This window comes from Rhizobium leguminosarum (assembly GCF_004123835.1).
Lineage (GTDB): Bacteria > Pseudomonadota > Alphaproteobacteria > Rhizobiales > Rhizobiaceae > Rhizobium > Rhizobium leguminosarum_M.
The window spans coordinates 1-25,871 of the sequence record NZ_MZMU01000015.1 but is presented as its reverse complement, the minus strand read 5'-3'; the positions used below and the strand labels follow the sequence as shown (position 1 = coordinate 25,871).

Sequence of the window (25,871 nt, the reverse complement as noted above, 5' to 3'; positions counted from 1 at the left end):
GGATGACTTCACTTAATGCATCACTTGATCCATCACTTGATGCCCGGGGTTCCGTCGAACTTGCGTTCCAGCCCGTCCCAGCATTCCAGGTAATTATCCTGCAGCGTTTCAAGCTCGGCTGCGTATTTCGTCAGTTGCTGCGGGTACCGGGTTTCGAACATGAAGGCCATGGTGTGATCTAGTTTCACGGGTTTGAGCTCGGTATTGGATGCCTTTTCGAAGGCGAGCGCGTCCGGCCCGTGGGGAAGCATCATGTTGTGCAGGCTCATGCCACCCGGCACGAAGCCCTCTTCCTTAGCGTCATACTGGCCGTGGATCAGCCCCATGAATTCGCTCATGATGTTGCGGTGGTACCAAGGCGGACGGAACGTGTGCTCGGCGACCAGCCAGCGCGGCGGAAAGATCACGAAATCGACATTCGCCGTGCCCGCATCTTCGGTCGGGGCGGTCAGCACCGAAAAGATCGACGGATCGGGATGATCGAAGCGGATCGCTCCAACAGGAGAAAATGTCCGCAGGTCGTATTTGAACGGGGCGTAGTTGCCGTGCCAGGCCACCACATCCAGCGGCGAGTGGCCGATGTCGGTGACATAGAATTTTCCGCACCACTTCACATGCACGCGGCACGGCGTTTCCTTATCCTCGAAAGCGGCGACGGGCGTCTTGAAGTCGCGCGGATTTGCCAGGCAGTTGGCACCGATCGGTCCGCGGTCCGGCAGGGTGAACTTGGCGCCGTAGTTCTCGCATATATAGCCACGCCAGACCGTCTGCTCGCCACACCTCAGAATCTTGAACATCATGCCGCGGGGGATGAGGCATATTTCCAGAGGCTCGACGTCCATGATGCCCATTTCGGTGAACACTCTGATAGCGCCAAGCTGCGGCACGATCAGCAATTCACCGTCGGCGTTGAAGAAGTAATCGTCGACCATGTCCTCATTGAAGACATAGGCATGGGCTGACATGCCCACCTGGGTGGTGGCATCGCCTGCCGTGGTGATGGTCCGCACCCCTTCAAGGAATGTCAGCCTCTCCGAGGGTGCCGGGATGGGATCCCAGCGAAGCTGGCCGAGAGGAAGCGAATGTTCGTCCAGGCAAGGCGCAGTTTTCCAGAGCGGATAAGACGCGTTGGAGAAGCGGCGGGTGTGGCGCACGCTCGGGCGGATGCGATAGAGCCAGGACCTTTCGTTGGTCCCGCGCGGCGCGGTGAACGGCGAGCCGGAAAGCTGCTCCGCATAGAGACCGTAATTGCATTTCTGGGGACTGTTTTGGCCCTGCGGCAAGGCGCCGGGAAGCGACTCGGTTTCGAAGTCATTGCCGAACCCCGGCATATATTTCAGTTTGTTTGCCGTCGCGGCTTCACCGTCGGACGTCTGGATCGATGTCTGGTCCATGCTCACTCCTCCCCGAAAACTCCTGTGCCGCGCGTCTGAAAAGACGCACTGCGCTTTAGAGTTTACTCCGCTGCGGTCCCGATGACACCACGCTTGATCTGATCGGCCTCGATCGACTCGAAAAGAGCGCGGAAATTGCCTTCGCCAAAGCCCTCGTCACCCTTGCGCTGGATGAATTCGAAGAAGATCGGGCCGATGACGGTCTTGGAGAAGATCTGCAGCAGGATTTTCGTCATGCCGCCATTCACCACACCTTCGCCATCGATGAGGATGCCGTGTTTCTTCATGCGTTCGACCGGTTCACTATGGCCGTTCACGCGCTCATAGGACATGTCGTAATAGGTCTCCGGCGGACCCGGCATAAAGCGCAGGCCGTTGTCGGCAAGCCTGTCGGTGGCGTCGTAAATATCCTCCGTTCCAACGGCGATGTGCTGAATGCCCTCGCCCTTGTACTTCTTCAGATACTCCTCGATCTGGCTGGTGTCGTCCTTCGATTCATTCAGCGGAATGCGGATTTTGCCACAGGGCGAGGTGATGGCGCGGCTGACCAGACCGGTGATGCGCCCATCGATATCGAAGAAGTGGATCTGCTTGAAATTGAACAGGTTGCGGTAAAAATCCCACCACTTGTCCATGTTGCCGCGAAAGACGTTGTGCGTCAGATGGTCGAGATAATAAAAGCCGATCCCCTGGGGATGCGGGTTGCTCTCGCCGAGCCAATCGAACTCGGTCTCGTAGGCCGATCCCTTTGCCCCATAGGTCTCGACAAAATAGAGCAGCGAGCCGCCAATGCCGACAATTGCCGGCACGTCGAGCGCCTTGTCGTCCCCGTCATAGGGAACAGCGCCTTTGGACACCGCGTGATCGAAGGCGTGTTTGGCGTCGACGACGCGCCAGGCCATCGATGGGGCGCAGGGACCATGATTTGCGACGAAACGCGCGGCATGACTGCCCGGTTCGGCGTTCAGGACATAGTTGATATCGCCCTGGCGCCAGACGGTGATGTCTTTCGTCTTATGCCTGGCGACCGCAACATAGCCCATGCGTGTGAAGAGTTCGCGCAGCGTCTCGGGTTCAGGATGGGCAAATTCGACGAATTCGAAGCCGTCGGTGCCGGCCGGATTGTCGGCGGTGATTTCCGAGGGCGGCGCATCATGCGGGAAAGGACCCATTTTCTTTCCTCCAGAGGAGATTGCATTTGATATGCAAAGTGTGGCCCAAAACGCGTGCAAAGTTCTTGCATTCTTTATGCCCTGGGAAGAGATTATGCACGATCCGTGAGTGTTTTGGAGATTTGGTGCAATGGATGAGCCGCTCGATAAATTGGATTTGCGCCTGCTCCAGGAACTTCAAAAGGACGGCAGGTTGACGAACAACGAGTTGGGTGAGCGGATTGCGCTTTCACCGTCGCAATGCTCGCGCCGGCGCACGAGACTGGAGGCTGAAGGATATATCCGCAGCTACCGGGCCTACCTCGATCGGCAGAAGCTGGGTCTCGATATGCTGGTGGTCATCTCCGTGACGCTTGCGACCCACAATAGAGACAATGCCCGCCGATTTTCGCAACTGATCAACGGACTGCCGGAGATTCTCGAAGCCTATGCGCTAACCGGTGAAATGGATTATCACCTGACGGTCGCGACCCGCGGGCTCGCCGACCTCTCCAAATTCGTCAACGACGTGCTGTTGCCCCACGAGTCGGTGCAGCACGTGAAGACGTCGATCGTCCTCGACACGCTGAAGACGTTCGAAGGCTTTCCGGTGCTGATGCCGGGGCACTGACATGGCGACAGCACGCGATGATTCCGCTGCCTCGTTCGGCGATAAACGTCACATCACCCTTTTTACGCAATTCCGGACGGAAAACCGCTTCACACTTTTCCTGGAATTGCGTTAGAGCGGCAGTTCGGTCGAGAATTTCAGCTCGCGCAGCACAAAGCTCGAGACCACCGTGCGCACATGCGGGTTGCGCATGAGATAGCGGGTCATGAAGGCTTCGTAGCTTTCCACGTCGCTTGCCCTTATCTTCAGCATGTAGTCGAAGGCGCCTGACAGGGCGTAGCATTCCATGATCTCCGGCCGCTCCAGCACCACCGCAGCGAAAGACGCCACCGCCTCTTCGTGGTGATCCTCCAACGTCACATGCGCGATGACGCAGAGCTTGAGATCGAGTTTGCCAGGATCGAGCAGCGTCACACGCTTGCGGATGACGCCGTCGGCTTCAAGCTCCTGGATCTTCCGCCAGGCCGAACTCTGCGACATGCCGGCCTTTTCCGCCAGGTCGGCCAGCGACAGGCTGCCGTCGGCCTGGACGAGCTGCAGAAGCTTGCGGCGAAAATTCCCAGGTTCTTTCATTTTTGGTGCCACTTTCGGGAATATTTGCCACCATTATGGCGATAGCCAGCATGAAAGAAAAGAAAATCCTCCAAACTCGGATCATAATGGCAGGAAAAGCGCCGTTCTCGGGAGGATCAGCCTATGACCAAGGAAAGCAGCTACACCGCCAAACTACCCGGGCCGGACGGTTTGTATGACTACACTCCGGATGAAGATGCGATCTGGGGCGAACTCTACCGGCGTCAGATGAAGCTGCTGGCCGATACAGCCTGCCGCGAATATCTGGACGGCGTCAAAATGCTGGGGCTGAAGCCGGATAAGGTGCCGCAGCTTCTCGACGTGAACAGACGCCTGAACGAGACCACCGGCTTCGGCGTTGAAGGCGTGCCGGCGCTCATTCCGCCCTCACGCTTTTATGAGCTTCTGTCGCAAGGCAAATTCCCGCTTGCAACCTTCCTGCGCCGTCGCGAGCATATCGACTATATCGAAGAGCCGGACCTGTTCCACGAGGTTTTCGGCCACTGCCCCATGCTCACCAACCAGAGCTATGCCAATTTCGTCCGGCATTTCGGCGAAACGGCCGTCCGCCTGGGCAAGGGCTATTCATGGCATCTGTTCCGGATCTTCTGGTTTACCGTCGAATTCGGGCTGATCAATACGCCGCAAGGCCGCCGCTGCTTCGGCGCTGGCATCGTCTCATCGCCCAGCGAAGCGAAGGCGGCAATGGAAGGCAAGGCGTGCGAATTCCGGCCGTTCGAACTGTTGAGCGTGCTCCGGACGCCCTACCGGATCGATATCCTCCAGCCGATCTACTATGTCATCGACAGCTTCGCCGATCTTGAAGCGATCGTGGAGCAGGATATCGAGGCCACCATCCTCAAGGCAAAATCGCTGGGTGATTTCGCCCCCGCTTTCGAAGCCAAAGCGTCGTAAATCGCGGATGATATGGCGGTTTGCCTCGCTGCGGTGCAGCGAGGCAAAGTCTTGCGAGCACTATTGCATGACCGCCGCGAACCGCATCCACTTGGCGATCGAGTCGATCGGCGTATTATCTGGCATCTTGAGAGGGCTCTGATTGGGCGTGAACCCACGCGAAAGAGCCGAGTCCGGATCCGCCAGCAGCACGCCCACGAAGGTCGACGCCACGAGACAGCTCCCGACTTCGCCCAATCGATTTCCGCCTGCAGCCTCGGCTTCGGCCAGAATGTAGAACCAGAGCGGCGTACGCTCGTGGAAACGCGATGCAGTACCGGCGAGGAAGCTCTTCAAATCGGGTTTCGCGGCGAACAATGCTGAGACATCTTGGATCGGCGAGGACTGCACCGCGCCAATCTGGTTGAGATGCTTGTGCAAAGCCTGGCCCGTCGGGAGCCTGAGATTGTAGCCTCGACGAAGGTTTCGCCTTGCCAGGTTCTTGAACAACTCCTTGAGCTGTTGGTCGGCCTGGTCCTCCCCCTCCTTGAACAGCGTATGCAATGGCGGAGCAAGTTCCGTATCGATCCTCCTGGCAAGACGGGCCGGCTCCCCATCGCTCGCATCATGGGGATCGGCTCCCGTAAAGCGCGTCCAGTCGATTATCCAGTTCTTGGGCAGCTTCTTGTCGTCATCCAGCCTGCCGCCGCCGCCAGTGAATTCGAAAAGCAACTTCAAGGTGGCGCGCGGTAGAATACCTGTGCCCGGCCGCCCAAAGTTCTTGTTGTAGTCATAGAAGGTTCTGACCATGGAATGACCGAACCGATAAGCCGCCGTGGAGAACTCCAACGGCAGAGCATTGCCGAGCCGGGTATTCTGCCTCCGGGCATCGAACTCGGCTCTGAATTTGAAGAAATGAGAAGCCCGATCCTTGACGACGCGGTCCACCACAACCGGATCGCAAACGCCCTTGAGATATCCTTCTACAATCAACCATTGGTAATGGAGTCTTGTCAGAGCCTGCGCTGAGCTGAAATCGGCGATCCAGCCCGTATCATGCGATGCAAGATAGTCGACTGCCTTGTTATGAAACCGGAGAAAGCTCAGATGGAACTGCGCGACGACGAGATTTTCATCGTTGCGATTATCTCCGATTATCGCACGCTGGGGCAAGGTATCGGAGAATTTCTGAAACGCCTCGGGAGTCATCGCGGCCTGAGCCAGACGTAAAGCCGCCTCGCGGACAGACGACTGGACCTGGCCGTAGCGAGGGAGGTCACGATGTTCGTCGAGGTTGTCTGGAAGTGGCCCCGGATCGACGGCTGTCCCGACACGCATCTTGTTTGTCAGTGTGGGGTGACGGAGGCCGGAGATCACTTTGACAACATCTGCATCGATCCCCTCGCCGACGGCAGATCCGCCGTAGACACTATCCAGATCGAAACGGGGCGAGCGAGCATTCCTGAACTGGCTCTCCACTGTCGACGAGGCGACAGGTGGGTGTGCGTTGACCATGCTCGAGATCGCCCCTTCGCGATCAGTTCGGGCCGTCAACTCGTGATCCAGGAATTGTCCCCAATATGTGAATACAGGCGGGAGCGTGGAATCTTCCGTCGGATCCTCGCTCGTCGGCGTCGCGACAACATCAATCATCATTTCGCCGAGCTCATCGAGCTCCCCAAGCGTTTCCGCCGTGTTGGGAAGGTAATTCTCTGGCGCATCTAATGGCGGTACGAAATAACCGAAGTCAGCTTCTTCATCGACCGCGACGTCACCCGTCGCTGGCCGCCCGGCCCGAACGCTCGGGCCTGGAACTGCGCGCTCTTTCTCCGCACCCCCGTGCGATTGAAAAACGATTGCCATTGGCAACACCCTCCGTTTTCCAGCCCGCGGGATAATTCATACAGCTAGAACGCGAAGTCAACTAATCATATTGGGCTATTATTCATCTTAAAGTTGGTAAATTGCCCGTAAACCCAGTCGATATCTGTGCGGATTTAGCGCACTCGTTTTGTGCACATCGTATCCCCTGCCCCGATGTTGGTGCCTCGCTGTAAGCAGTGCCACAGCCGGCATCGCTGGCGCTTTTCGCGGCAAGTCCGTTATTGCACGGCAGTATCGATAATCGGACAGAGCCTCCTCAGGCACATAAATAACGAGTAAATCCAATGGGAAGGAGATGTAGAAGTATAGGCTACCTGAAAAACAATGAAACGCCGGCGAACGACCGCTAGAATTTTCATTTGCTAACTCAACATTAAGATGTATATTTGCCGCCGAGATTTCGGCCAGGGGAAGTACATCCCGAAATCGACCTACAAGGTACAATTTATTATGCTTGCCTGCCGAACGCTCCAATTTTCGGTTGGCGAAGCTTTGTGTTCTCGCGGCAAATCAGCGGAAAAAACATCTAGTCAATCCGCATCGATCTACCTGCAGGGTCGCCGCTGTCCCGAACGCGAGTGTCGGCTCGATTAACGGGTATGCCGCACCAAGCTTGCGGCTTTTGTATTGCTTTGAAACCGTGAAAGATGGGGGAGAGTTGATATCATGGCGAAATCAACACGAGGCAGGGTCAACGCACCGGGCGACGGCACATCGGGTCTTGGCATGGTGGTGCGATTTACACCCAAAGCAAGGAGCGAGGGTGTACAGCAACTCGAAAAAGGCGGCTTCCGTGTCGCGTCGTCCAAAGATTTTCGCAGCGCCGTGGCGGTGCCAAATGATTTCGACGGCGCTGATGTTCAGTACTTCGAACGTTTCGGAATCGCAATTGTGCGCCGTGACGGCGAGAGACTGAAGCCCATGTTGCAAAATGCCATGCAACAGAAGGTCGTCAGCGCGGCTCGGCCGGAGCGATCCTATCGTGCCCTCGGCGGCCCGCTGACGAAGCGGCTAGACCTCGCACAGGGAACGGTGGGCGGCGTTGCAACCCCTTTGGACCGTGACTACCTGCTCGGCTATCGTGACGCTGTGAACGAACTGGTCGATCGCTTATTGGGCAAAAAGGGGGCAGAGGGACTTGTCGCCCGGGCTGCCTTTGACGAGACCAGCAACACCTGGGGACTGCAGGCTGTCAGGGCTATCGAAAGTGACCTGAGCGGGGCCGGCATCAAGGTGGCAATTCTGGATACCGGATTTGACGAAACTCATCAGGATTTTGTCGGCCGTTCCGTCACCAAGAAGCTCTTTGCAACACGTAGTTCCGAAGGCGATGTTCACGGTCACGGAACGCATTGCATCGGCACGGCATGCGGTCCATTGCGACCGACCAGCGGCCCACGTTACGGCATCGCCTATGAGGCGGAAATCTACGCTGGAAAGGTGCTGGGCGACGACGGCTTCGGCACCGACCGGTCGGTCATTGCCGGCATGGAATGGGCGCTGGATGAAGGTTGCCATGTTATTTCGATGTCGCTAGGCGCTGCAACGCAATTTGGAGATGCGCCGAGTGACGACTACGAGCAAATTGGGCAGGTATGTTTAGACGCGGGAACTTTAGTTGTTGCCGCCGCTGGGAACGAGAGTTCTCGTCCTCAACAGATTGCGCCAGTTGGTTCTCCGGCGAATGCGTCCACGATCCTGGGAGTTGGCGCCGTGGATCGCCCCTTCGTGCCGGCGTCGTTTTCATGCGGCGGTTTGAATCCTGGTCAGGAAGTGGACATTGCCGCTCCTGGCGTCGACATATTTTCGAGCTTGCCCGATGATAAATATGACCGATGGGATGGCACCAGCATGGCGACTCCACATGTTGCTGGCGTTGCGGCTCTTATTGCTCAGTCTGATCCGAAGTTTCGCGGATGGGCGCTATGGGCGCGCTTGATTCAGCTTACAAAGCCTCTATCTTCTCCCGCTAGGGATGTTGGCAAGGGTCTGCTCCAAGCAAGAGGAAGCGGCGAGGTATGACGACCGAAAAGATTGAAGTTACCATTCGGATCGACAAAAACGAGGCCCGCAGTTTGGCAGAGGTCGTCGGCGACTTGAAGTCGCAAGGCCTCGAACAGGTGCAAAGCCACGAGCGCTTCATGATAGTCAACGGTAGTGTCAATCCTGACGCACTCGATGCGCTTCGCGCGGTAAAGGGAGTCGCTTCGGTTCGGAAAGATGTCGGATACAAAGCTCAAGCGAACTGATCATGCGCGGGCGGCACGGCCCATGCGCAGGCGCTGAGCCGGAGGTCGTCAGGACAAGCAGAGAACAGGGGGATTTTCAATATACTCCCCTCACTTCCGCGTGGCAGAACTTCGATTGACGAAATCCACCATGACTCCTGGCTTGACCATGCCAGCCAGCTCTTCGGCATCCCAGTTCGTCAGCCGCACGCAGCCATGCGATCCCACCTTGTCGATGAGCTTCGGCTCCGGTGTCCCATGTATCCCATAGGTGGGCTCGGTCAGGTCGATCCAGATCGTGCCGACCGGACCGTTCGGCCCTTTCGGGATCGTCAAGACCTTGTCGTTCTTTCCCTGCTTGAAATTGCGCTTCGGGTCATATCTGTAGACCGGCATTTTCGCGACGCCCTTGACCTTGTGCTTTCCTGACGGCGCCGGATTGTCTTCGCTTCCGATCGTTGCGGGATAGACGGCAAGCAACGATCCATCCGCCGCATAGGCGAGCACCTGCCCCGTCTTCTTGTCAGCCTCGATCCTCTTGACCTTTCCTTCCCTTGGAGGACCAGGGTTCACGACCCACACCGTATCGCCAGGAGCAAACTGCGAAGCCGGGTTGAGCGCATGCACGAGATCGATGCCCATGTGGAACCGCTCGGATAACTTCTCGGCAACGCTGGTATATCCCAAGCTCTGCATCTTTGACTTCTCGCCATAGTCTTCAGGGATCTTGTCAACGAGACCCGCGGCATCCTCTGCCGAGACGACATAGCTCTCAACGAGAGGGGCATTGCCTTCCAACCGGGAGGCGACGTCTGGATCCAGCCTCCCATCGACAGGCAGATCGTTCATCGCCTCGAAGCCGGCCACGGCCTTGTCGACGTTTTCGCCGGAGAGGCCATCGATCACGCCGGGAGATGAGCCTGCACGGTCGAGCAGGACTTGAAGACGGACGATCGCGGGGTCTGGATCTCCCGGCGCCGGCTTCTCAGTCCCAATGGACGCAATCGACGCGGTATTGATTTCTTCAGGTCGGAGTTCCCGCGCGGCGGCACCGCCAACGGAGAAGGCCAGAGCGAGCAGCGACATCGGCAGGGCTGTTTTCATGGACGACAAATGGTCGGCGCCGCTACTTGTTCCAGTGCGAACTGAGCCAAGCTATTGTTCACGATCATTTCAATGTCCAGTCTCTGCAAATACAGTACAACCGCCATTTGATCCGAAGGAGCTCGTGAATGCCGCGCGAGAGCGTCAATGACCTGATGGCCTTTCTGGCGGTTGCCCGAGAGAAGAGCTTTACGCGAGCGGCTGCGAAGCTGGGCGTGTCTCAATCGGCGCTCAGCCACGTTGTCCGCCAGCTCGAAACGCGGCTCGGAATCCGGCTGCTGACCCGTACCACGCGGGCCGTTTCGCTCACCGACGCCGGAGAGCGGTTGTTCCAAGGCGTGGGGCCTCATTTCGACGAGATCGAGGCGCAACTTGAAACCCTCACCGAGTTCAGGGAAAAGCCAGCCGGGAACCTCCGCATCACGGCATCAGACCACGCAATAAGGTGGATCATCTGGCCGAAACTCCAGCGCTTCCTACCGAACAACCCTGACATCAAGGTGGAGCTGATACGCGAAAACGGGCTGTCTGACATCGTGACCGAGCGCTTCGACGGCGGCGTCCGGATGGGGGAGCAGGTGGCGAAAGACATGATCTCGACACGCATCGGGCCTGATTTCCCTTTTGCCGTCGTCGGCGCGCCCTCATATTTCGACGGCAAGGGAGTTCCGGAGCATCCGCAAGACCTGGTCCGCCACAACTGCATCAACGAGCGCCTGCCCACATATGGCGGCTTCTGGGCATGGGAGTTCGAAGACAACGGGAAAGAGATCAGGATCAGGGTCGAGGGACAGCTTGCCTTCAATAACTCCTATCAGAGTGTGGAAGCGGCGCTGGAAGGCCTTGGCTTGGCATACGTACCGGAAGACGTCGCGCTACCTCATATCGCGGAAGGCCGTCTGAGACGCGTGCTGGAAGCCTTTTCCCCACACTGGGATGGCTACCATCTCTACTATCCCAGCAGAAGGCAGTCCTCTCCGGCTTTCGTGGCGCTCGCGGACGCCCTGCGCCATCGAGCCTGACGATATTCATCGGCGCCTTTGAATGCGCTGCATATTCGATTTATTGAATCATGAAAGGAAAACGCTGTCGCGCAGGGGGGATCGTTTCCGGTGAGGCGCTAATTTGGCCGTTCGCTGGTGACCCTCTCAGTGAATTGTTTTCGACCGCTTCTCGGCATGCGAAATGTCATCCAGCGTCGCCATAAGCTTTTCGAATTCGTTCAAGACACGATTGAACTCGGCGTCCTGCATGTTGGCGATTTCGGATATCGTCGAGGACACGGACGCGATCAGCTTGTCGATCCAAACGCAACGCTCGGCCGGCACATGTCCGAGAACCTCCCGCCGATGCGTCTTCAGCTCGCGGAGGATGCGAACGACTAGGGCTCCCCGGTCCTCACGGCTCAAGAGCGGAAGCCTTGTCTGTGCCTGCTGGATTTCCGTTATCAGCGCCGTCGCCATCCCGCTCTCCAAGCTCTGAATGCAACCAAGTATCACAACCGTAGCGTTTGCGACACGGACTTTAGTCCGACTGACCAGGTCGTGCAATCGGGTCCGCACCATGGGACCACATCAGTTGCTCGTCGCAACGAGATCCGACATGTCGCAGCTGCGCCGCGGTCCTTCCCATGGTTGATATGTATTGTCTTGCGGTCGATACGATCTGTAGCGAGCGGCGCACCGGGCTGCCGCCTGTGTATTCACTTTCGTGCCGACGCCTTCATCGGCCCCGGCGACAATCCGCTGGAACGGCGAAATGCACTCGCGGGTCCCGCCGCTATAGGATCGATAGCTGTTGGTCGCGGGATCGAAAGAGCGGTAGCGGTCCGTACACCAGGCAAGATGCTCGACCGAAAATTCTGGCTGGGGTGTCTGACGTTCGGTCGGCGGGCGAAGGGAATCCGGCTTCGCCCTTGCGGTGATGACGGCTGATGCCTCGGTGACATAGCTGGAATAGAGAGGCGGAATTCGTTCATAGCGCTGCTGCCGAGGATCGACTTTCACTGGCGTCATCGTCCACAGATCGCGCGATGCAAAGTCATTGAAGGCGTGGGGCTCGGAATCCGCCACGACGTGGGACGCGACAGATGCAGCAGCCATGCAAGCTCCGACCGAGCTCAAGATTCCAAAGGCAACGGATGCGATGGCTTTCATTGTCCCGCCCCCTGCTGGTGAGCCTGTGGAACCCAGACGCGACCGGCACTACTGCTATGTCGGTCGCCGGTAACGACAAGCACGGCGAGAATACCGGCCATTGCCAGCAGGATGACGATCAGCGGCAAGACCAGACCACCGGATTTCTCTTCGGAATAGATCATGTTCCTCTCCTTGCTGACACTCCGGCGGCGGAGGTCGCCGCCGGGGGCATCGGCTGTTTTTGGTCGCAAGACGACGCTGCCGTCGGTCGTGCGGCGGTTCCCGGACTTTGAGCGATGATTTCCGGATGGAGGACGCGGCGGAGGCCGCGTGTAGGATCAGGTCACTTGATAACCTGGATCACCTTGCGGGACGACGGTTCGACGATGATACGTTCATCATTAACCACCGCGTATGCATAGGTTGGGTCATCCGGGATAGGGGTGACGACGACCGTCTCCGGCAGGGGCTGGCCGACGACAATCTTTTCTTTCACGACCACGCGGGCCGACGGCGCCGGAGCCTCGCGGACATAGGTGATGACCTTTTGCGGCGGCGGATCAATCGCCGTACCGACGACTGCGCCGGCAACGCCGCCGACAGCAGCGCCAACGGGGCCGCCGACAATCGCTCCGGTGATCGCGCCACCGGCGGCACCATTTACGGTCGAGGACTGGGCGAATGCGATGCCCGACATCAGGGTCGCGGCAGTTGCCGCACCGACGATAAGCTTGGAGATCATTTTCTCCTCCTTCTGTTTCGAGGCGGCCTTCGTGACCGCTGCGAAACCAACTAGCTGGGGGCGCGGTCGTTCCACGGCCCGGACCTCAGTCTGATAGACCCCGGCCTTTGGTCCCAAACCCATGTCAATGCCCGTCGCCGGCGCTACTTCAGGATCGAAAGACCCCACACACACGGGCATAGGCAGGAGACTGAAGGAGATGGCACGATCCAACCGCCGGGAAGCTGGACGCCGGCGCCTAGCGATGCGTTTGCCGCATATGCGGACGCTGATCATGGCAGCGTGCGACCCGTTGCAGCTCGAGCTCTTCGAGGCCTACCAGATGGCAGTCGAAGCGCGCGACACACTTCGAGGACGGCCATCCAATTCGAACCTGGTACGGGAATACGACGAGACCTGCTTCAAGATCGAGCAGCACGTCATCCGCGCGATGCAAGAACCTTCCTACGCGCAGCGCACGAGTTGAGCCCGCGAGCTGTCACACTTGGCGGACAGAGCTTTTGGACATTCCATTTGAAGATCGCGCGATTGGTCCGCTGGCCTACACCAGGCGGAGTTACGACGCGCGACCGACGACGACGAACGCGCTCATGCCGCCGCACGGACGAACGCCGTGGCGTGATTCCATTCGCTCGGCCACCTCATCAACTATCTCTGAGATGCGCGCCGGCGCCCGCCTTTCGATCTCTTCTCTGAGCGGAGTGCCTTGGCAGAAGGCCATTGCGATGTCATGGGCGGCTGCAACGGAGGTCAACTCGATCCGATCGCAGGAAACTGGGTCAAATCCCGCCGAAGACATTTGCGCCTTTATCGAAGCTATATCGAAGTAGGAATATGACAAGTCTCTTAGAAATTCCGGTGGATTGGATGGAAAGAGGCTTGCCAGACATTCATCCACGCATCTTGCGAAGTCGTTGGCAGGGAGTGAATCCCACGTCGTGAACAGGAAACGACCTCCGCTCCGCAGCACTCTTTTGGCCTCGTCATAGGCCTTCACCTTATCCGGAAAGAACATCACGCCGAACTGGCAGACGACGAGGTCGAACATCGAAGACGCGAATGGGAGATTTTGTGCATCCGCGTGCATCCAGTGGGTCCGCGACATTGTCAGTGATGGTGCACCGACGTCAATCATCGCGTGGCTGAGATCGGTGGCAACGATCTCCGTTGCCGGATCAAGCGTCGCCCGCAGAGCACGCGTCAAGGCGCCTGTCCCTGCAGCGACCTCGAGAACGCTGCCCGGCTTCCATCGCTCGGCGACGATCGCCATCTCCGAGGCATAGGGCTCGAAGAGAATCGGCACGAGAAGGCTATCGTAATATTCAGCGACGCCTTCTTCGAACGGCTCGAGAGAAGCGATAGATGCGGCGCCGGCGCTGCCTTCGAAGTCCATGGAAATCGTCACTCACAAGCCTCCAAACCCAAGTCGGTCGGTCAGGAAATATGCCTGAATCTGCTGATGTCTACGGGGGTCAGACCTTGGTCCCAACCCTGTCGGACCGAAGTCCCTGGGGTGGAACGCGCGTCGGACTCGCGCCGTTTCGAACGATACTGAAGGAGATCCGAACATGAACCAGAGTCATAGATCCCGAGTGAATGACGCCTGTAACGCGTCCGTCTTCGCACTTGTTATCGTTCTGGCCGCTCTTCTCTACATCTTCGGCGCAGCCATGTCCGGCGATACCGTCGGGTTGACCCAGAGCGTAACAGGCGCCGAGGTGTTCGATACCAGGAATGTGCCCTGATGCTGTTTGGAAAACTCTAAAGACGCGGTAGGTTAATCGGGCAGTCTCTTACCGGTATCAAAATGAATTGGCTTCGCCGCTGGAATGCCCGCTCACTCGCCTCCCAGTTCTTCATCGCGGGTGGGCTCATCTCGATTGCCGCCATGTTCGTGGTGGGCTTTTTTGTGAGCCACCTCATAGAGGAGACCGTCATCCATAATTCGGGGGCGGCGACGGCGCTTTATGTGGACAGCGTGATCGCACCGCTCCTTCCCGATATGCAAACAGAGTCACTGCTTGATGAAGCCAGTGCTCAGGCTCTGGACGAGACGCTCGGTCAGGGTGCACTCGGCAAGCGCCTTGTTTCGTTCAAGCTGTGGCGAAGCGACGGCACCATCCTCTATTCGAACGAGAAGGAGCTGGTGGGCAGGAAGTTTGTGGTCAGCGACAAGCTGCAGAGGGCATTCGCAGGGTCTCTCGTCGCGCGCTACGAAATCGCCAGCGATCCGGAAAGCGACAAGGAGCGCGCGCTCGGCAAGCCGCTGATGGAGATCTATAACCCGGTGCTCCAGCCATGGTCCGGACAGGCGGTCGCCGTCCTTGAGTTCTACGAGACAGCAGAAGGACTGGGCGATAGTCTGGCGCATGCCAGGCTCCGGAGCTGGGGCGCCGTCGCCGCTCTGACGGCGACCTTTTTTCTTGTTCTCTCCGTTCTGGTGTTCCGGGGTAGCCGCACGATCGAGGCGCAGCGCAAGGATCTCAAAGAACGGGTCACCGAACTGTCTGCGCTGCTTGCGGAAAACCGCGGACTTCAGCGGCGCCTGCAGCGCGCCTCCCAGCGTGCGGCAGCGCTGAACGAAACATATTTGCGCAGCATCGGTGCCGATCTGCACGACGGTCCGGCCCAGCACATCGCCTATGCCTCATTGCGCCTGGACAGCGACCTGTTGATCAATGCGTCCACCCAGCCCGAAGCGCGTGAGAAAGAGCTTGCCTGGATACGCTCGAGCCTTGCCGAAGCGATGACCGAGATCCGCAATATCTGCAGCGGACTGGTGCTTCCGCAGATCGAAAAATCCTCGATCACCGAGATCGTCACGCGGGTCGTCGAAGCGCATCAACACAAGACAGAAAGCCATGTCGAAACGATTGTCGACGAAGATGGACCGGAACTTCCCCCCGCCGTGAAGATCTGTATCTATCGCTTCATCCAGGAGGCGTTGAATAACGCTTACCGCCACGGCGGCGGCGTTCAGCAGGCCGTCAGGGCCGTCTCGCGCGACGGCCATGTTTGTGTCGAGGTCAGCGATCACGGCGACGGCTTCGATCCGACCGAGGTGAGGCCAACGAGCCTCGGCCTCGTGGGGTTGCGCGAGCGCGTCGACAGCCTGGGAGGGTCCTTCGACATCAAGACAGGCGAAGGAGGAACGACCGTGACCATGATCTTCGAGCCAATGGAAGTGGGAGAGTAGGGATGACAGCAATCACCATCGGCGTCGTGGACGATCATCCGCTTTTTCGCGAGGGTGTAACGCGCAGCCTTTCCGAAATCAGCGGCTTTGTCGTCGTTGGCGAAGGCGCCAGCAGCGATGACGCGGCGATGATCGCCTCGGACAACCATCCCGACATCATGCTCCTCGATGTCTCGATGCCCGGCGGCGGGCTGTTTGCAGTCAGTGACGTCCTGGCGCGAAGCCCCACGACGAAAGTGCTGATGTTGACGGTATCCGAGGAGGTGGACACCTTACTGGGAGCTCTGCAACGGGGCGCGATGGGTTATGTTCTAAAAGGTGTTGGTTCACGCGGCCTGGCCGAAGCGATCCAAACCGTTTTGCGCGGCTCGCGATATATCTCGCCGACGATGTCGGCGAAAGTCATGGAAAATTCCTTGAATGGCGGAACCTCCGACAAAAGCAGCCTAACGCCACGCGAACGCGAGGTGATGGATCTTGTCGCTCAGGGCCTGTCAAACAAGCATATCGGCTTGCGTCTCAACCTGCAGGAAAAGACCGTGAAGCACCACATGACCCAGATTCTGAGCAAGCTCGGTGCCTCAAATCGGACCGAAGCGGCTCTACAGTGGCGCGAACGGCGCTGAGGCGAATTATCACCCGCCTCATGAGTCAGCGAAGAAAGCGGCTCAATCGGCGGGCATCGTTTGCCGTTGCTTGTCGACTGATGATCGTCCGGCCCTTCGAGTCCTTCATAACGTAGCGACCGCGTTGCAGAGTTTCAGTGATGCCGTTTGAATGGCGGACGTCGATGGAGCCATCGGACGCCGCTGTCGCTCTCGCGCCCGATCTTGCTGACGATCCTGTGCTAGAGGAAGATGATCCTCCACCACCGGCGGAATTTCCACCATTGCCGTTCCCGGAACCGCTATTGCCGTTGCCGTTGCCGCCACCGTTGCCATTCCCTCCCCCATTGCCATTGCCATTGCCATTGCCGCCGCCGTTGCCATTCCCTCCACCATTACCGTTGCCATTCCCGTTGTTGCCGTCCTTTGCCTGCGCAAAGTCCGCTGCCAGAACAGGAAGGGAACCGCCGAGTTTCAGTGTGACTGGTGATGCGGCAACGACGAGAGCGACGGCCGCGCTACCGCCCAATCTCAGAAAATCGCGTTTCCGGATACTCATGCAATGGCCTCATTCGTCCGTTCTTCGCCGTTTCCCATCATATATGACGCATAAGATTTCTCGCTGTTCCCAAGACAAAATGCAACCGACCTAGGTAGTAGGCGCCAGCAAGACTTTGGTCCGGGCCGACCGGTTGCCGCGCTCGACATCGGGAAAAGTCCAACGGCGTGATACAAGCGCCACATACTCGCCGTTGCTCCCGGTGCTTTGAAAAGGGGGCGCAAGCATTCTATGGAACTTCTGCCCTCGTCGTCGCTTTGTCTGTCAACGTGCAACAGAGGAAAACCCCAATGGCAAACCCGAACGAATCCCCCGCAGTCCAATCCATGCGAAAAGAGCAGGCAGAGCAGCGGAAGCAAACCCGAGACGGCCAACTCGACAAGGGTATCGAGAATACCTTTCCGGCGTCCGATCCGGTGTCAGCCACTCACACTTCAATTTCCGCCGGCCGCAGCGACGTCGAGGCGGCTGAGCGCGTGAAGCGAGAGCCCGATCCCACCAAGCTCGACGAGGAGTTTCCGCCGGTGGATCAAGCCCTGCGCTCGACCGGCGAAACCGCCCGTTCCTCCGAAGGGCTGGATGCCGATCGCGAGAAAATGCGCGCGCTTCAGAAAGAAGCCGGTCGGATTACCGAAACAGCTTCGGAACTGGCGTCCGGCACAGCCCGCCTGGCAAAAGCGGAAGCGCGCAGCTTCGTACGCGATCTCGAGGATCGGATACGCCGGCAGCCGCTGACAGCCGCAGCGATCGTCGCCGGCATCGCCTTCGTCTTCGGCGCGACGCGTTGAGGAGAGGCCAGCGGGGACGGACGGCACGCCCGCCCTCGCAACGGTCGTTGCCTAGCGCGACGCGCGGCTTCTGCCGCAACTGCGGAACGCCGCTCGGTATGACGGCAACGACCTGATCCGCGTGACAGTCGGCGGCTTGATTGAGCCCTTGCGGCGGGGCCTTCCTCAGGACGAAACTCAGGAGCGCTTCTAGAGCCCGTCCGTGCTTCAACTTCCGAGGGCATCGTGAAAATGGCAACCTACAATGTCAACGGGATCAATGGGCGGCTAGACATCCTGCTGCGCTGGCTCAAGGAGGACTCCCCTGATGTGGTCTGCCTCCAGGAACTGAAGACAGACGATGCCAGGTTTCCGCGAAAGGAGATCGAACGAGCCGGCTACGGCGCCATCTGGCACGGACAGAGATCCTGGAACGGGGTGGCCATCCTGGCGAAGGGCAAGACGCCGATCCTGACGCGTCGCGGTCTTCCCGGTGATCCTGACGATACCCACAGTCGGTATATCGAATCTGCCGTCGACGGCATCCTGATCGGATGCCTGTATCTTCCCAACGGCAATCCGTTTCCGGGAGCAAAGTTCGATTACAAGCTGCGCTGGTTCCGCCGTCTACAGGCCTACGCCGCCGAACTCCTCGAGCTCGAGGTGCCTTCGATCCTGGCCGGCGACTTCAACGTCATGCCGACGGAGATCGACGTCTACAAGCCGGAGCGCTGGCTGGACGATGCCCTCTTCAGGCCCGAGGTCCGCACGGCCTACGCTGATCTCGTCGCCCAGGGCTGGACCGATGCCGTCAGGCATCTGCATCCGGGAGAGCGTATCTATACCTTCTGGAAATACTGGCGGAATAGCTTCGAACGTGATGCGGGGCTTCGGATCGACCACTTCCTGCTCAGTCCGGCAGTCGCGCCATGGCTTCGATCGGCAACCGTCAGGAGAAAGCCGCGCAGCTGGGAGCATACGAGCGACCACGCGCCTGTCATGATCGAACTCGACGGTTCCGAAGTTAGAGCCGATCTATAAGCCGCGATGCGCAGGCGGCACGCGGAGGAGCGAGGGAACCTCGCCATATCGCCGGGAGTTTCCTTGCAAAGGGAGGTGACCGCAATGAACGAGAGCAAGAACTACCTGAACACCGACGAAATCCAGGCCGACGACCAGTTGTCGCCCAAGCCGGTCGAAGGAAAGGACCCGCCAAGGCGGGTGCGGAGAAGCGAGGAAGCCATCGCCGAAGGATCTGACGACACCGAGCGCATCCGGGTTCCGCCCCCGGTTCCGAATCCCGATTGATCGGCAGACCTACACCCCGCGCGTGGCGGCCTCAGTCATCGGCGATCATAGATCCGGCCCGTCAGCCAAGCCGGCCAATCCCGCTCGAAGAAGGACGCCGCGCTTTCATCGAAAGTACGGTTTGCACGCGTCGACAGCCTGATCTCATCGCCATCGAGCCGAACGACGATCTGCTTGTCCCGATCTGTTTCGCGTTCTCTCCGGAAACGATATTCCTCCAGCGGACCTTCGCTCGCCAGCGGAACGGATTCACCCTCAGCATCGCATATCGCTCGGGCCCCACGGCTGCCGCCGCCATTGCGAATGAAGAAGTCGAGCGCGCTGAGCACCGCTTCCGAAGCGAGCGCCGTGTGCCGCCATTGCACGCCTCGGACCGCCTCGGCTGCACGACCGTAGGCGACGCCGCGAGCGCGAATGTCCGCATTCAGCTGCCGCGCCTCGATCAAGGCCAGGGCGACGCTCTGCTGATCGCAGAGGATGCCGGCCTTCTCGCTCATGCGTACCTGCACCTCCGAGCGGATCGATTTGACGGTGAGTGGGCTCTCGGTGCGAAGAGCGGCAAGGAGGCTGGCGATACCTGCCTCTGCCGTACCGGTTATATCCTCTGTGGCTGCTCGCTTCGCCCTGCCGCTCGCGCTGATATGCTCGGCCGCGCGGGTGCCGAAGACTTGCCCGGCATTGAGCGCTGCTCCACCCGGCCTCGTCACGCCGTGTGTGCCCGCTGCTTCTCCGACCGCGTAACAGCCGCCAAGACTGCTGCGGCCCCAGATGTCGACCATGATGCCGCCGTTCATGTGCTGGTTGTTGACGGCAAATTCCAGCGGCTCCTCGGCGATATCGATCTTGTAGCGGCGGTAGAGTTCGATTGCGAGAGGGTTCATATGCTTCAATCGATCGATCGGCATGTTCTGGTCGGCGCCGGCCTTGCCGAGATATTCGCGGACGTCTTCGTCCAGTCTTTCCAGGCTGAAAGGCAGGTCGCCCGGCACCGGCAGCGGATTGCGATTGAAGTCCATGAAGACCCGCCGCCCGCCGACGGTTTCGCTTGATATGGCGAGATCCACCAGGCTTGAGCCGAAATCCAGCATGCGCGTCGCGTGAAATGGCCACTGATACCCCTTGCGGAAGACGTTCGACGCCAGCTGCTGTGTGTTGCGGTAATATTGCGCCAGGAAGTGGTGTTCGGTGCCTTCGGCGTCGACGGAGTAGATGTGTGGGATCGCCTGGACATAGGTGCCCGACAGATTCCACGGGAAGCCTTCCCTGCGCGTTCCGATGCCGAACTGACTTTCGGTCAGGTTGACGAGCTCGACGCCTGCTTCCAGTGCCAATCCGAGAGAGCCGAAGCAGCCGTTGGGATAAACGCTGTCGCGATAGAGTTCGCCCGGCCCGCCGGCGGCGAGCACGATCACGCCACTCACGAACAGTGCGATGCCCAGCGGGTTCTCCTCCGTGCGGTCGCTGGCGCGCATGACGAGCATGCCAACGACATGACGGTCAGCGCCATCGCCCTCGGTGAGGATCCTTACCGCCGTGGTCTGGTTATAGAACGGCACTCCGAGCCGGATCGCCTCCTCGGCCAACACCTTGACCATCAGGCGCGAGGTGCGCGGGCCGCAGCTGGTAGCGCGGCCGACCTCATCATGATCGGTCTGGTATCTCAGCGTTCCACCGAGCGGATCCTGAGGCAGCGGCAGGCCTAAAAACTGGAGCGATGCCATCATCCGGGACGAGCCCACGGCCTCGACGTAGGCCGTATCCTCGTCCATCGCGCCGCCGCTGCGGATGGCGCGGGCCATCGCCTTGTAATTGTCGCCCTGATCGGCGGTGTTTGCCGTGTGCAGGGTCTGCTTGTCGGATCCCGAACAGGCCGAAGTTCCACCCCACGCGCTTTGGCTGACGATGACGACGTCATCGCCGCGCCGCTTCAATTCCACCGCCGCCCGCAGACCTGCAGCACCCGATCCGACGACGACGCAACCAGCCCGGTAGACCGGCGCCTCGATGCCGGCGAGCCGGACCATTTCCGAAGAGGCGGCCTCGGACGGCAGCCGCGGCATGTCGACATCGGTCAGTGCGTCAAGAATTTCCTGCGGAACGTCTATGGTCATTGGCGTTCAGCCAGCGGGATGTCGACCCAACGCCTCTGCCGGGAAGACTCCATGCATGCGTCGACGATCTGGCAGATGTGGTGGCCGGTCTCGAATGTCGGCCACATCGGTCTGTTGGCAACGATCGAGCGGATCACCTCGGCCACCTCGATGATCTTGCTTTCATTGTAGCCTAAGCCGAAATTCGGCAGAGGAAGGAAAGCCCTGAAGGTGGGATTCTCCGGACCGACGTCGATCTCGCGGAAGCCGCGCCGACCCGTCCGGTCGTCGTTGGAGTAGAAGCGCAGCCGGTTTATTTCGTCATAGCTGTAGGCGATGCTGCCTTTCGTTCCGTAGATTTCGTAAGTCTGCATGAACTTGCGGCCGGTCGCGACACGGCTGAAATCGACGATCCCGCCGGCGCCGTTCTCGAACCGGCATAGCAGGTTAGTCGCATCGGGATTGGTGATATCAGCCCAGGTCTCATTGCCTGTCAGTTTCACCTGCTCGCCATAGGAAAGGCCCTCGACGACAGGCCGGCGCGGCGTCACGATCAGATTGTCGGCGATCAGGGAACTGACGCGGCCGACCAGGAAATCCATGAAGCTGAAGATGTGCGAACCGGTATCACCGACGATCCCGGTCGGCGCAAGCGTTCCATCGGCGCGCCACATGAAGGGCGCGCTCGGATCGCCATACATGTCGACGTGCTGGCAGCCGCGGAACAGCTTGATCTCGCCGATTTCGCCGGATTTTATGATCTCTTTCGCCAGATCATGGACGGGATTTCGGGGAAAGGCGTGTCCGACACGGGTAATCACACCCCTTTCCCTGGCGATGTCGGCCAGTTCCCGCGCTTCGGCGGCGGTGTTTGCCAATGGCTTCTCGCAGTAGACATGCTTGCCGGCCAGCAAAGCCGCCTTGGCCACCTCGTAGTGAAGATGGTCAGGCAGGCAAATATCGATCAGATCGACCTCGGGATCAGCGACGGTCAGTTTCCAATCCTGAAGAATCCTTGCGCCCGGCGCCCTGTGGGCAAGATCCTCGGCTGCCGTCGAGGGGCCTTCGACGAGAGCGACGATCCGTGCCGTTCCGTCCGACATTCCGAAGAAATGCGGAAAGGTTTGGTAGGCCATCGTGTGGACCTTTCCCATCCAGCCCGAGGCGCCAAGCACTGCCACTCTGACTTCAGACATTGTCGTCTCTCCTCTCGACAGGACTTACCGGATTTCGGCGCGGGCCCGAGGCCTCGCATCGTTGCGTTCATAGGCGAAGATGGTGGGGGCAAGTGCCGGCAAGCCGCGAATAAGATCCGATCCCTTTTCGCCGACCATGATCGTCGGCGCATTGGTATTGCAGGACGGCACGCGCGGCATGACGGATGAATCGCAGACCCTCAGGCCTTCCAGGCCATGGACCTTGAGATCGAGCCCAACAACCGCATCGGGTCCCACGCCCATCTTGCAGGTTCCCACCGGATGATGGTCGGTCTTTGCGTTGGCGCAGCCGTAGTCGAAAAGCTGCTCGTCGGTCATCACCTTCGGTCCGGGAAGCCTTTCGGCCATGACATAGGGCTTCAGCGCCGCCTGCTGCATGATCTCGCGCGCGAGCTTGAGCCCCTCCAGCGACATCTTCCTGTCATGAGGATCGGACCAGTAGTTGGGATCGATCAAGGGCGCGGCAGCCGGGTCGGAGGATGACAGACGCACAGTCCCGCGCGAGCGCGGATGCAGATAGGCGGAGTTGAGCGTCACGCCCGCATTCTTGAGCCGCTCGACGCCTGCCTCGATGCCCGATCCCAGACCGAGGTGGAACTGGATATCGGGAGACCGTGCCTGCGGATCGGCATACCAGAAGCCACCGGTCTCGAAGAGCGACGAGGCGACCGGTCCGGTCCGGAACAGGACATATTGAAGCCCTGCCCAAAGCGTCCGGTGGATCTTTGCGACGCCGTCATACGTGTGATCGCCCGTGCATTCGGCGATGACGAACAGATCCAGGTGATCCTGGAGGTTGCCGCCGACACCCGGCAGATCGTGCAGCACCTTGACGCCCACCGAGCGCAGATGGTCGGCGGGTCCGATGCCGGATTGCAAAAGCAGCTTCGGCGATCCGATGGCGCCCGATGAGACCAGTACTTCGCGATCGGCGCGGACGATCTCCTGGCCGCGCGAGGTCACGATCTCGACGCCTGTCGCACGGCCTCCTTCCACGATGATGCGTGCGACGCGCGCGCCCGTCCGGACCGTCAGGTTCTTGCTGTCCTTGATCGGCGAGAGATAGGCGAGCGAAGCCGACGACCGGCGGCGATTGCGCTGCGTCAGCTGATAAAATCCCACTCCGGCCTGCTGGCGTCCGTTGAAGTCGTGATTATAGGGAATGCCGAGCTCCTGTCCTGCGCGGATATAGGCATCGCAGATCGGCAGCGCTGCCGCCGGCATCGAGACACCTAGCGGACCGCCATAGGAATGGTAGTCATCGGCGAAGCGTTGATTGTCCTCGGCGCGTTTGAAATAGGGTAGGATCGAACGGTAGTCCCAGCCCTCGCAACCGTCTTCTCGCGCCCAGAGGTCATAATCCGCGGCGTTTCCGCGGGTATAGAGCTGAGCGTTGATCGACGAGCCGCCGCCGATGACTTTTGCCTGCGTATAACGAAGCACCCGGCCTTTCATGTGCTTCTGGGGAACGGTTTCCCATCCCCAGCTGGCGACACCTTTGGTCATCTTGGCGAAGCCGGCCGGCATATGAAAAAGCGGATTCCAATCACCGCCACCCGCCTCGAGCAGGAGCACCTTGACATCGGGATCTTCGCTCAGCCGGCTTGCAAGAACGCAACCTGCCGGACCGGCGCCGGTGATGATGTAATCAAATCCCATGTTACTGTCCTGTTGCATCCGGCCTGGCGACCGCCAGCGCCTGTGTCATGCCTGCAAAGTCCTTCGACGCAATGTGATCTGCCACTCGCAGCGCCTGGGCGGCGACGGTGAGCGCAGGATTGACCGCAGCCGAGGTGGGGAGGAAACCGGCGTCGACGACAAAGAGGTTTTCGTGATCGTAGGAACGGCAGTATGGATCCAACGGCGCTGTCGCGGGATCGTTGCCGATTCGGATCGTTCCGCACTGATGGGAAGGGGTGCGTTTGTCGAAGGGCCTGGACACCACGATCGGAAATCCGATCGACCGCAGGATCACCTTCAGCTTGGCGACAAGGGCAAGATGCGCGTCCCAGTTGCTTCTCTGCCATTGGAGAATGATCCGATCTCCATCGACCATCACGCGGCTTTCGGGATTGGGGACGTCCTCGCTCATCGCATAGAAGTCGATGGCATGGCCTGTCATGAAACGGAGAAGCCATTCCGGAGCCCGCGGCAGAGAGCCCTTCAGAACCTTTTCGGAGATGCGCCCCAACAGCTGTACATTACCAAGCGGCGGTCCTCCCTCCCCGTCGGAGAGATAGAAGTCGTTGAAGGCGAAGGTTTTCTGGTAAACGGCGGTATTCCTGAACCGTGGCGAGACGCCGATGACGGCGGAAGCGTTGTGGTTCATGAAGTTGCGACCTACCTGATCGGAAGAGTTCGCGAGGCCCCGCGGGAAGCGGTCGTTTTTCGAACGCAGCAAAAGCACGGACGACTGGACCGCTCCGGCGGAGAGGATGACGATCTTCGGCGAAACCATCAGCGTCTGTCCGTCCTTGACATAGGTGACCCGGCCGATCCTGCTCCCCGCCCCCGTGTCGAGCCGTATCACGCGCGCATTCGTCTCGAGCCGCACGTTCTCGTGCTTCAGAGCCACCGCCAGCGCTGCGGTCTCGGCATCCATCTTGCCGTCATGTGAATTCGGATGCGCATCCCAGGGCGTGCGCGCCTTGGACAGCCAGGCGTCAAGATCCAGGCCGAGCGGCAGAGAAAAGGGATGCAGTCCTTTCGCCTTGAGGCGTGCCCTGATTTCGGCGATCGGCGCCTCGTCGGGCACGGGCGGATAGTCATAGGCGGCCGAATGGTATGGTTCGGTCGGATCCTCGCCCAGACTGCCGCGAACTTGGTACAGCTGTTCCGCCTTTGAGTACCACGGCTCCAGCACCTCATACGGAAACGGCCAGGCTGGAGAAACACCCTCGCGGTGTTCGATGACTGCGAAATCTTGGCTGCGATAGCGAGACAACACGGCGCCATAGAACTTCGAATTCCCGCCGACATTGTAGTAGTTGCCGGGATTGAACCCCTTGCCGCTTGCCTCGTACCAGGTTTCCTTCGGTCGAAAATGTCCCCGCTGGAAGATCGCGCGTTGGTCGCGATTAACAGGAAGGTCGGCGATGTGATCGCCGGCTTCGAGGATCAATATCTGCGCACCGGTCGCGGCAAGGCCGGCCGCGACGGTGGCGCCGCCGACGCCCGAGCCGATGATGACGATGTCTGGTGAATTGCTCATGTTAACACCTGGCCGTCACGCGATCCGCACCTGGCTGTCTGGATCGAAGAAGACGGCCTTGTCGAGATTGAAGGCGAGGCGGGTGTTTTGTCCGGGAGCGATGCCGGTATCGGCGCGCAGGCGGGCGACGACGGATTTGCCGCCGAGCTTGGTGACGGCAAAGGTGTCGGAGCCGGCAG

At 59.5% G+C, this 25,871-nt stretch carries 27 protein-coding genes and 1 pseudogene; 12 read left to right on the top strand and 16 right to left on the bottom strand.

Translation table 11 applies throughout. The features are described from left to right. Positions 1-32: 32 nt before the first annotated feature. Positions 33-1,394, bottom strand: coding sequence for a homogentisate 1,2-dioxygenase (hmgA, locus tag B5P46_RS22285; protein ID WP_129420636.1), 1,362 nt, complete (start codon positions 1,392-1,394; stop codon positions 33-35). A 62-nt stretch (positions 1,395-1,456) separates the two neighbouring features. Continuing rightward, a complete protein-coding gene (gene hppD / locus B5P46_RS22280; protein WP_129420635.1) occupies positions 1,457-2,566 on the bottom strand; it encodes a 4-hydroxyphenylpyruvate dioxygenase in 1,110 nt (369 codons plus the stop codon). A 130-nt stretch (positions 2,567-2,696) separates the two neighbouring features. Between hppD and B5P46_RS22275 the strand changes: the two genes are divergently transcribed. Further along, a complete protein-coding gene (locus B5P46_RS22275; protein ID WP_129420634.1) occupies positions 2,697-3,176 on the top strand; it encodes an Lrp/AsnC family transcriptional regulator in 480 nt (159 codons plus the stop codon). 111 nt (positions 3,177-3,287) lie between these two features. On the opposite strand, the gene B5P46_RS22270 is transcribed toward B5P46_RS22275, so the two are convergent. Next, positions 3,288-3,749, bottom strand: coding sequence for an Lrp/AsnC family transcriptional regulator (locus B5P46_RS22270; RefSeq protein WP_129420633.1), 462 nt, complete (start codon positions 3,747-3,749; stop codon positions 3,288-3,290). A gap of 123 nt (positions 3,750-3,872) precedes the next feature. Here B5P46_RS22270 and B5P46_RS22265 point away from each other — a divergent pair, with 123 nt between their 5' ends. Next, positions 3,873-4,664: a phenylalanine 4-monooxygenase gene (locus B5P46_RS22265; protein WP_129420632.1), complete on the top strand. Its 792-nt coding sequence runs from the start codon at positions 3,873-3,875 to the stop codon at positions 4,662-4,664. Positions 4,665-4,724: 60 nt separating this feature from the next. On the opposite strand, the gene B5P46_RS22260 is transcribed toward B5P46_RS22265, so the two are convergent. Next, positions 4,725-6,506 carry a peroxidase family protein gene (locus B5P46_RS22260; RefSeq protein WP_129420631.1) on the bottom strand — a complete coding sequence of 594 codons (1,782 nt, stop codon included), beginning with the start codon at positions 6,504-6,506 and terminating at the stop codon, positions 4,725-4,727. A gap of 687 nt (positions 6,507-7,193) precedes the next feature. On the opposite strand from B5P46_RS22260, the gene B5P46_RS22255 reads away from it, so the two are divergent. Further along, complete coding sequence (locus B5P46_RS22255) at positions 7,194-8,549, top strand: S8 family peptidase (protein WP_129420630.1); 1,356 nt, start codon at positions 7,194-7,196, stop codon at positions 8,547-8,549. Then, entirely contained in the window at positions 8,546-8,776 is a 231-nt protein-coding gene (locus tag B5P46_RS22250) for a hypothetical protein (protein WP_129420629.1), read from the top strand. Before B5P46_RS22255 ends, B5P46_RS22250 begins: the two co-directional genes overlap by 4 nt. Before the next feature lie 90 nt (positions 8,777-8,866). Here B5P46_RS22250 and B5P46_RS22245 read toward each other — a convergent pair whose 3' ends face one another. After that, positions 8,867-9,868 (bottom strand): L,D-transpeptidase family protein, encoded by a 1,002-nt coding sequence (locus B5P46_RS22245; RefSeq protein WP_129420628.1) that lies wholly within the window; start codon positions 9,866-9,868, stop codon positions 8,867-8,869. 119 nt (positions 9,869-9,987) lie between these two features. Between B5P46_RS22245 and B5P46_RS22240 the strand changes: the two genes are divergently transcribed. Then, on the top strand, positions 9,988-10,881 hold the full coding sequence (locus tag B5P46_RS22240) for a LysR family transcriptional regulator (RefSeq protein ID WP_129420627.1): 894 nt from the start codon (positions 9,988-9,990) through the stop codon (positions 10,879-10,881). Positions 10,882-11,007: 126 nt separating this feature from the next. Here B5P46_RS22240 and B5P46_RS22235 read toward each other — a convergent pair whose 3' ends face one another. The 4 genes from B5P46_RS22235 to B5P46_RS22225 all read right to left on the bottom strand — a co-directional run bounded on the left by B5P46_RS22235 (position 11,008) and on the right by B5P46_RS22225 (position 12,739). Then, positions 11,008-11,322, bottom strand: coding sequence for a hypothetical protein (locus B5P46_RS22235; protein WP_129420626.1), 315 nt, complete (start codon positions 11,320-11,322; stop codon positions 11,008-11,010). A gap of 111 nt (positions 11,323-11,433) precedes the next feature. Beyond that, positions 11,434-12,015 carry a BA14K family protein gene (locus B5P46_RS22230; RefSeq protein ID WP_129420625.1) on the bottom strand — a complete coding sequence of 194 codons (582 nt, stop codon included), beginning with the start codon at positions 12,013-12,015 and terminating at the stop codon, positions 11,434-11,436. Beyond that, a complete protein-coding gene (locus B5P46_RS34550) occupies positions 12,012-12,179 on the bottom strand; it encodes a hypothetical protein (protein ID WP_164986536.1) in 168 nt (55 codons plus the stop codon). Before B5P46_RS34550 ends, B5P46_RS22230 begins: the two co-directional genes overlap by 4 nt. A gap of 161 nt (positions 12,180-12,340) precedes the next feature. After that, positions 12,341-12,739, bottom strand: coding sequence for a DUF1236 domain-containing protein (locus B5P46_RS22225; protein ID WP_129420624.1), 399 nt, complete (start codon positions 12,737-12,739; stop codon positions 12,341-12,343). A gap of 199 nt (positions 12,740-12,938) precedes the next feature. Here B5P46_RS22225 and B5P46_RS22220 point away from each other — a divergent pair, with 199 nt between their 5' ends. Continuing rightward, entirely contained in the window at positions 12,939-13,205 is a 267-nt protein-coding gene (locus B5P46_RS22220) for a hypothetical protein (protein WP_129420623.1), read from the top strand. Positions 13,206-13,295: 90 nt separating this feature from the next. Here the strand turns inward: B5P46_RS22220 and B5P46_RS22215 are convergent, their stop codons facing one another. Next, positions 13,296-14,132 carry a class I SAM-dependent methyltransferase gene (locus B5P46_RS22215; RefSeq protein WP_129420944.1) on the bottom strand — a complete coding sequence of 279 codons (837 nt, stop codon included), beginning with the start codon at positions 14,130-14,132 and terminating at the stop codon, positions 13,296-13,298. 175 nt (positions 14,133-14,307) lie between these two features. Between B5P46_RS22215 and B5P46_RS34545 the strand changes: the two genes are divergently transcribed. The 3 genes from B5P46_RS34545 to B5P46_RS22205 all read left to right on the top strand — a co-directional run bounded on the left by B5P46_RS34545 (position 14,308) and on the right by B5P46_RS22205 (position 16,561). Then, entirely contained in the window at positions 14,308-14,484 is a 177-nt protein-coding gene (locus tag B5P46_RS34545; RefSeq protein WP_164986535.1) for a hypothetical protein, read from the top strand. A gap of 62 nt (positions 14,485-14,546) precedes the next feature. Continuing rightward, the gene (locus B5P46_RS22210; RefSeq protein ID WP_129420622.1) at positions 14,547-15,935 is read left to right on the top strand and encodes a sensor histidine kinase; all 1,389 of its coding nucleotides are present in this window, start codon (positions 14,547-14,549) and stop codon (positions 15,933-15,935) included. 2 nt (positions 15,936-15,937) lie between these two features. Next, positions 15,938-16,561: a LuxR C-terminal-related transcriptional regulator gene (locus B5P46_RS22205; protein WP_129420621.1), complete on the top strand. Its 624-nt coding sequence runs from the start codon at positions 15,938-15,940 to the stop codon at positions 16,559-16,561. A 25-nt stretch (positions 16,562-16,586) separates the two neighbouring features. On the opposite strand, the gene B5P46_RS22200 is transcribed toward B5P46_RS22205, so the two are convergent. Continuing rightward, on the bottom strand, positions 16,587-17,099 hold the full coding sequence (locus B5P46_RS22200; RefSeq protein ID WP_129420620.1) for a hypothetical protein: 513 nt from the start codon (positions 17,097-17,099) through the stop codon (positions 16,587-16,589). Between the two features lie 290 nt (positions 17,100-17,389). On the opposite strand from B5P46_RS22200, the gene B5P46_RS22195 reads away from it, so the two are divergent. From B5P46_RS22195 to B5P46_RS22180, 3 genes are all read left to right on the top strand, one after another. Beyond that, on the top strand, positions 17,390-17,887 hold the full coding sequence (locus tag B5P46_RS22195) for a hypothetical protein (protein ID WP_129420619.1): 498 nt from the start codon (positions 17,390-17,392) through the stop codon (positions 17,885-17,887). A gap of 225 nt (positions 17,888-18,112) precedes the next feature. After that, positions 18,113-18,907, top strand: a complete 795-nt coding sequence (gene xth, locus B5P46_RS22185; protein WP_129420618.1) for an exodeoxyribonuclease III — start codon at positions 18,113-18,115, stop codon at positions 18,905-18,907. Between the two features lie 84 nt (positions 18,908-18,991). Further along, the gene (locus tag B5P46_RS22180; RefSeq protein ID WP_129420617.1) at positions 18,992-19,174 is read left to right on the top strand and encodes a hypothetical protein; all 183 of its coding nucleotides are present in this window, start codon (positions 18,992-18,994) and stop codon (positions 19,172-19,174) included. A gap of 35 nt (positions 19,175-19,209) precedes the next feature. Here the strand turns inward: B5P46_RS22180 and B5P46_RS22175 are convergent, their stop codons facing one another. From B5P46_RS22175 to B5P46_RS22155, 5 genes and pseudogenes are all read right to left on the bottom strand, one after another. Next, the gene (locus B5P46_RS22175; RefSeq protein WP_129420616.1) at positions 19,210-21,285 is read right to left on the bottom strand and encodes an FAD-dependent oxidoreductase; all 2,076 of its coding nucleotides are present in this window, start codon (positions 21,283-21,285) and stop codon (positions 19,210-19,212) included. Next, positions 21,282-22,460: a Gfo/Idh/MocA family protein gene (locus tag B5P46_RS22170; RefSeq protein ID WP_129420615.1), complete on the bottom strand. Its 1,179-nt coding sequence runs from the start codon at positions 22,458-22,460 to the stop codon at positions 21,282-21,284. Before B5P46_RS22170 ends, B5P46_RS22175 begins: the two co-directional genes overlap by 4 nt. Positions 22,461-22,484: 24 nt before the next feature. Next, complete coding sequence (locus B5P46_RS22165; RefSeq protein ID WP_129420614.1) at positions 22,485-24,140, bottom strand: GMC family oxidoreductase; 1,656 nt, start codon at positions 24,138-24,140, stop codon at positions 22,485-22,487. Between the two features lies 1 nt (position 24,141). Next, a complete protein-coding gene (locus B5P46_RS22160) occupies positions 24,142-25,692 on the bottom strand; it encodes a GMC oxidoreductase (protein WP_129420613.1) in 1,551 nt (516 codons plus the stop codon). A gap of 15 nt (positions 25,693-25,707) precedes the next feature. Continuing rightward, a pseudogene (locus B5P46_RS22155) lies at positions 25,708-25,871 on the bottom strand (sugar ABC transporter ATP-binding protein); the annotation flags it as partial.

Excerpts from the sequence above, each read along its gene's own strand:
- hmgA (WP_129420636.1), bottom strand. The coding sequence starts at position 1,394 with ATGGACCAGACATCGATCCAGACGTCCGACGGTGAAGCCGCGACGGCA.
- hppD (WP_129420635.1), bottom strand. The coding sequence starts at position 2,566 with ATGGGTCCTTTCCCGCATGATGCGCCGCCCTCGGAAATCACCGCCGAC.
- B5P46_RS22275 (WP_129420634.1), top strand. The coding sequence starts at position 2,697 with ATGGATGAGCCGCTCGATAAATTGGATTTGCGCCTGCTCCAGGAACTT.
- B5P46_RS22270 (WP_129420633.1), bottom strand. The coding sequence starts at position 3,749 with ATGAAAGAACCTGGGAATTTTCGCCGCAAGCTTCTGCAGCTCGTCCAG.
- B5P46_RS22265 (WP_129420632.1), top strand. The coding sequence starts at position 3,873 with ATGACCAAGGAAAGCAGCTACACCGCCAAACTACCCGGGCCGGACGGT.
- B5P46_RS22260 (WP_129420631.1), bottom strand. The coding sequence starts at position 6,506 with ATGGCAATCGTTTTTCAATCGCACGGGGGTGCGGAGAAAGAGCGCGCA.
- B5P46_RS22255 (WP_129420630.1), top strand. The coding sequence starts at position 7,194 with ATGGCGAAATCAACACGAGGCAGGGTCAACGCACCGGGCGACGGCACA.
- B5P46_RS22250 (WP_129420629.1), top strand. The coding sequence starts at position 8,546 with ATGACGACCGAAAAGATTGAAGTTACCATTCGGATCGACAAAAACGAG.
- B5P46_RS22240 (WP_129420627.1), top strand. The coding sequence starts at position 9,988 with ATGCCGCGCGAGAGCGTCAATGACCTGATGGCCTTTCTGGCGGTTGCC.
- B5P46_RS22235 (WP_129420626.1), bottom strand. The coding sequence starts at position 11,322 with ATGGCGACGGCGCTGATAACGGAAATCCAGCAGGCACAGACAAGGCTT.
- B5P46_RS22230 (WP_129420625.1), bottom strand. The coding sequence starts at position 12,015 with ATGAAAGCCATCGCATCCGTTGCCTTTGGAATCTTGAGCTCGGTCGGA.
- B5P46_RS34550 (WP_164986536.1), bottom strand. The coding sequence starts at position 12,179 with ATGATCTATTCCGAAGAGAAATCCGGTGGTCTGGTCTTGCCGCTGATC.
- B5P46_RS22225 (WP_129420624.1), bottom strand. The coding sequence starts at position 12,739 with ATGATCTCCAAGCTTATCGTCGGTGCGGCAACTGCCGCGACCCTGATG.
- B5P46_RS22220 (WP_129420623.1), top strand. The coding sequence starts at position 12,939 with ATGGCACGATCCAACCGCCGGGAAGCTGGACGCCGGCGCCTAGCGATG.
- B5P46_RS22215 (WP_129420944.1), bottom strand. The coding sequence starts at position 14,132 with ATGGACTTCGAAGGCAGCGCCGGCGCCGCATCTATCGCTTCTCTCGAG.
- B5P46_RS34545 (WP_164986535.1), top strand. The coding sequence starts at position 14,308 with ATGAACCAGAGTCATAGATCCCGAGTGAATGACGCCTGTAACGCGTCC.
- B5P46_RS22210 (WP_129420622.1), top strand. The coding sequence starts at position 14,547 with ATGAATTGGCTTCGCCGCTGGAATGCCCGCTCACTCGCCTCCCAGTTC.
- B5P46_RS22205 (WP_129420621.1), top strand. The coding sequence starts at position 15,938 with ATGACAGCAATCACCATCGGCGTCGTGGACGATCATCCGCTTTTTCGC.
- B5P46_RS22200 (WP_129420620.1), bottom strand. The coding sequence starts at position 17,099 with ATGAGTATCCGGAAACGCGATTTTCTGAGATTGGGCGGTAGCGCGGCC.
- B5P46_RS22195 (WP_129420619.1), top strand. The coding sequence starts at position 17,390 with ATGGCAAACCCGAACGAATCCCCCGCAGTCCAATCCATGCGAAAAGAG.
- B5P46_RS22180 (WP_129420617.1), top strand. The coding sequence starts at position 18,992 with ATGAACGAGAGCAAGAACTACCTGAACACCGACGAAATCCAGGCCGAC.
- B5P46_RS22175 (WP_129420616.1), bottom strand. The coding sequence starts at position 21,285 with ATGACCATAGACGTTCCGCAGGAAATTCTTGACGCACTGACCGATGTC.
- B5P46_RS22170 (WP_129420615.1), bottom strand. The coding sequence starts at position 22,460 with ATGTCTGAAGTCAGAGTGGCAGTGCTTGGCGCCTCGGGCTGGATGGGA.
- B5P46_RS22165 (WP_129420614.1), bottom strand. The coding sequence starts at position 24,140 with ATGGGATTTGATTACATCATCACCGGCGCCGGTCCGGCAGGTTGCGTT.
- B5P46_RS22160 (WP_129420613.1), bottom strand. The coding sequence starts at position 25,692 with ATGAGCAATTCACCAGACATCGTCATCATCGGCTCGGGCGTCGGCGGC.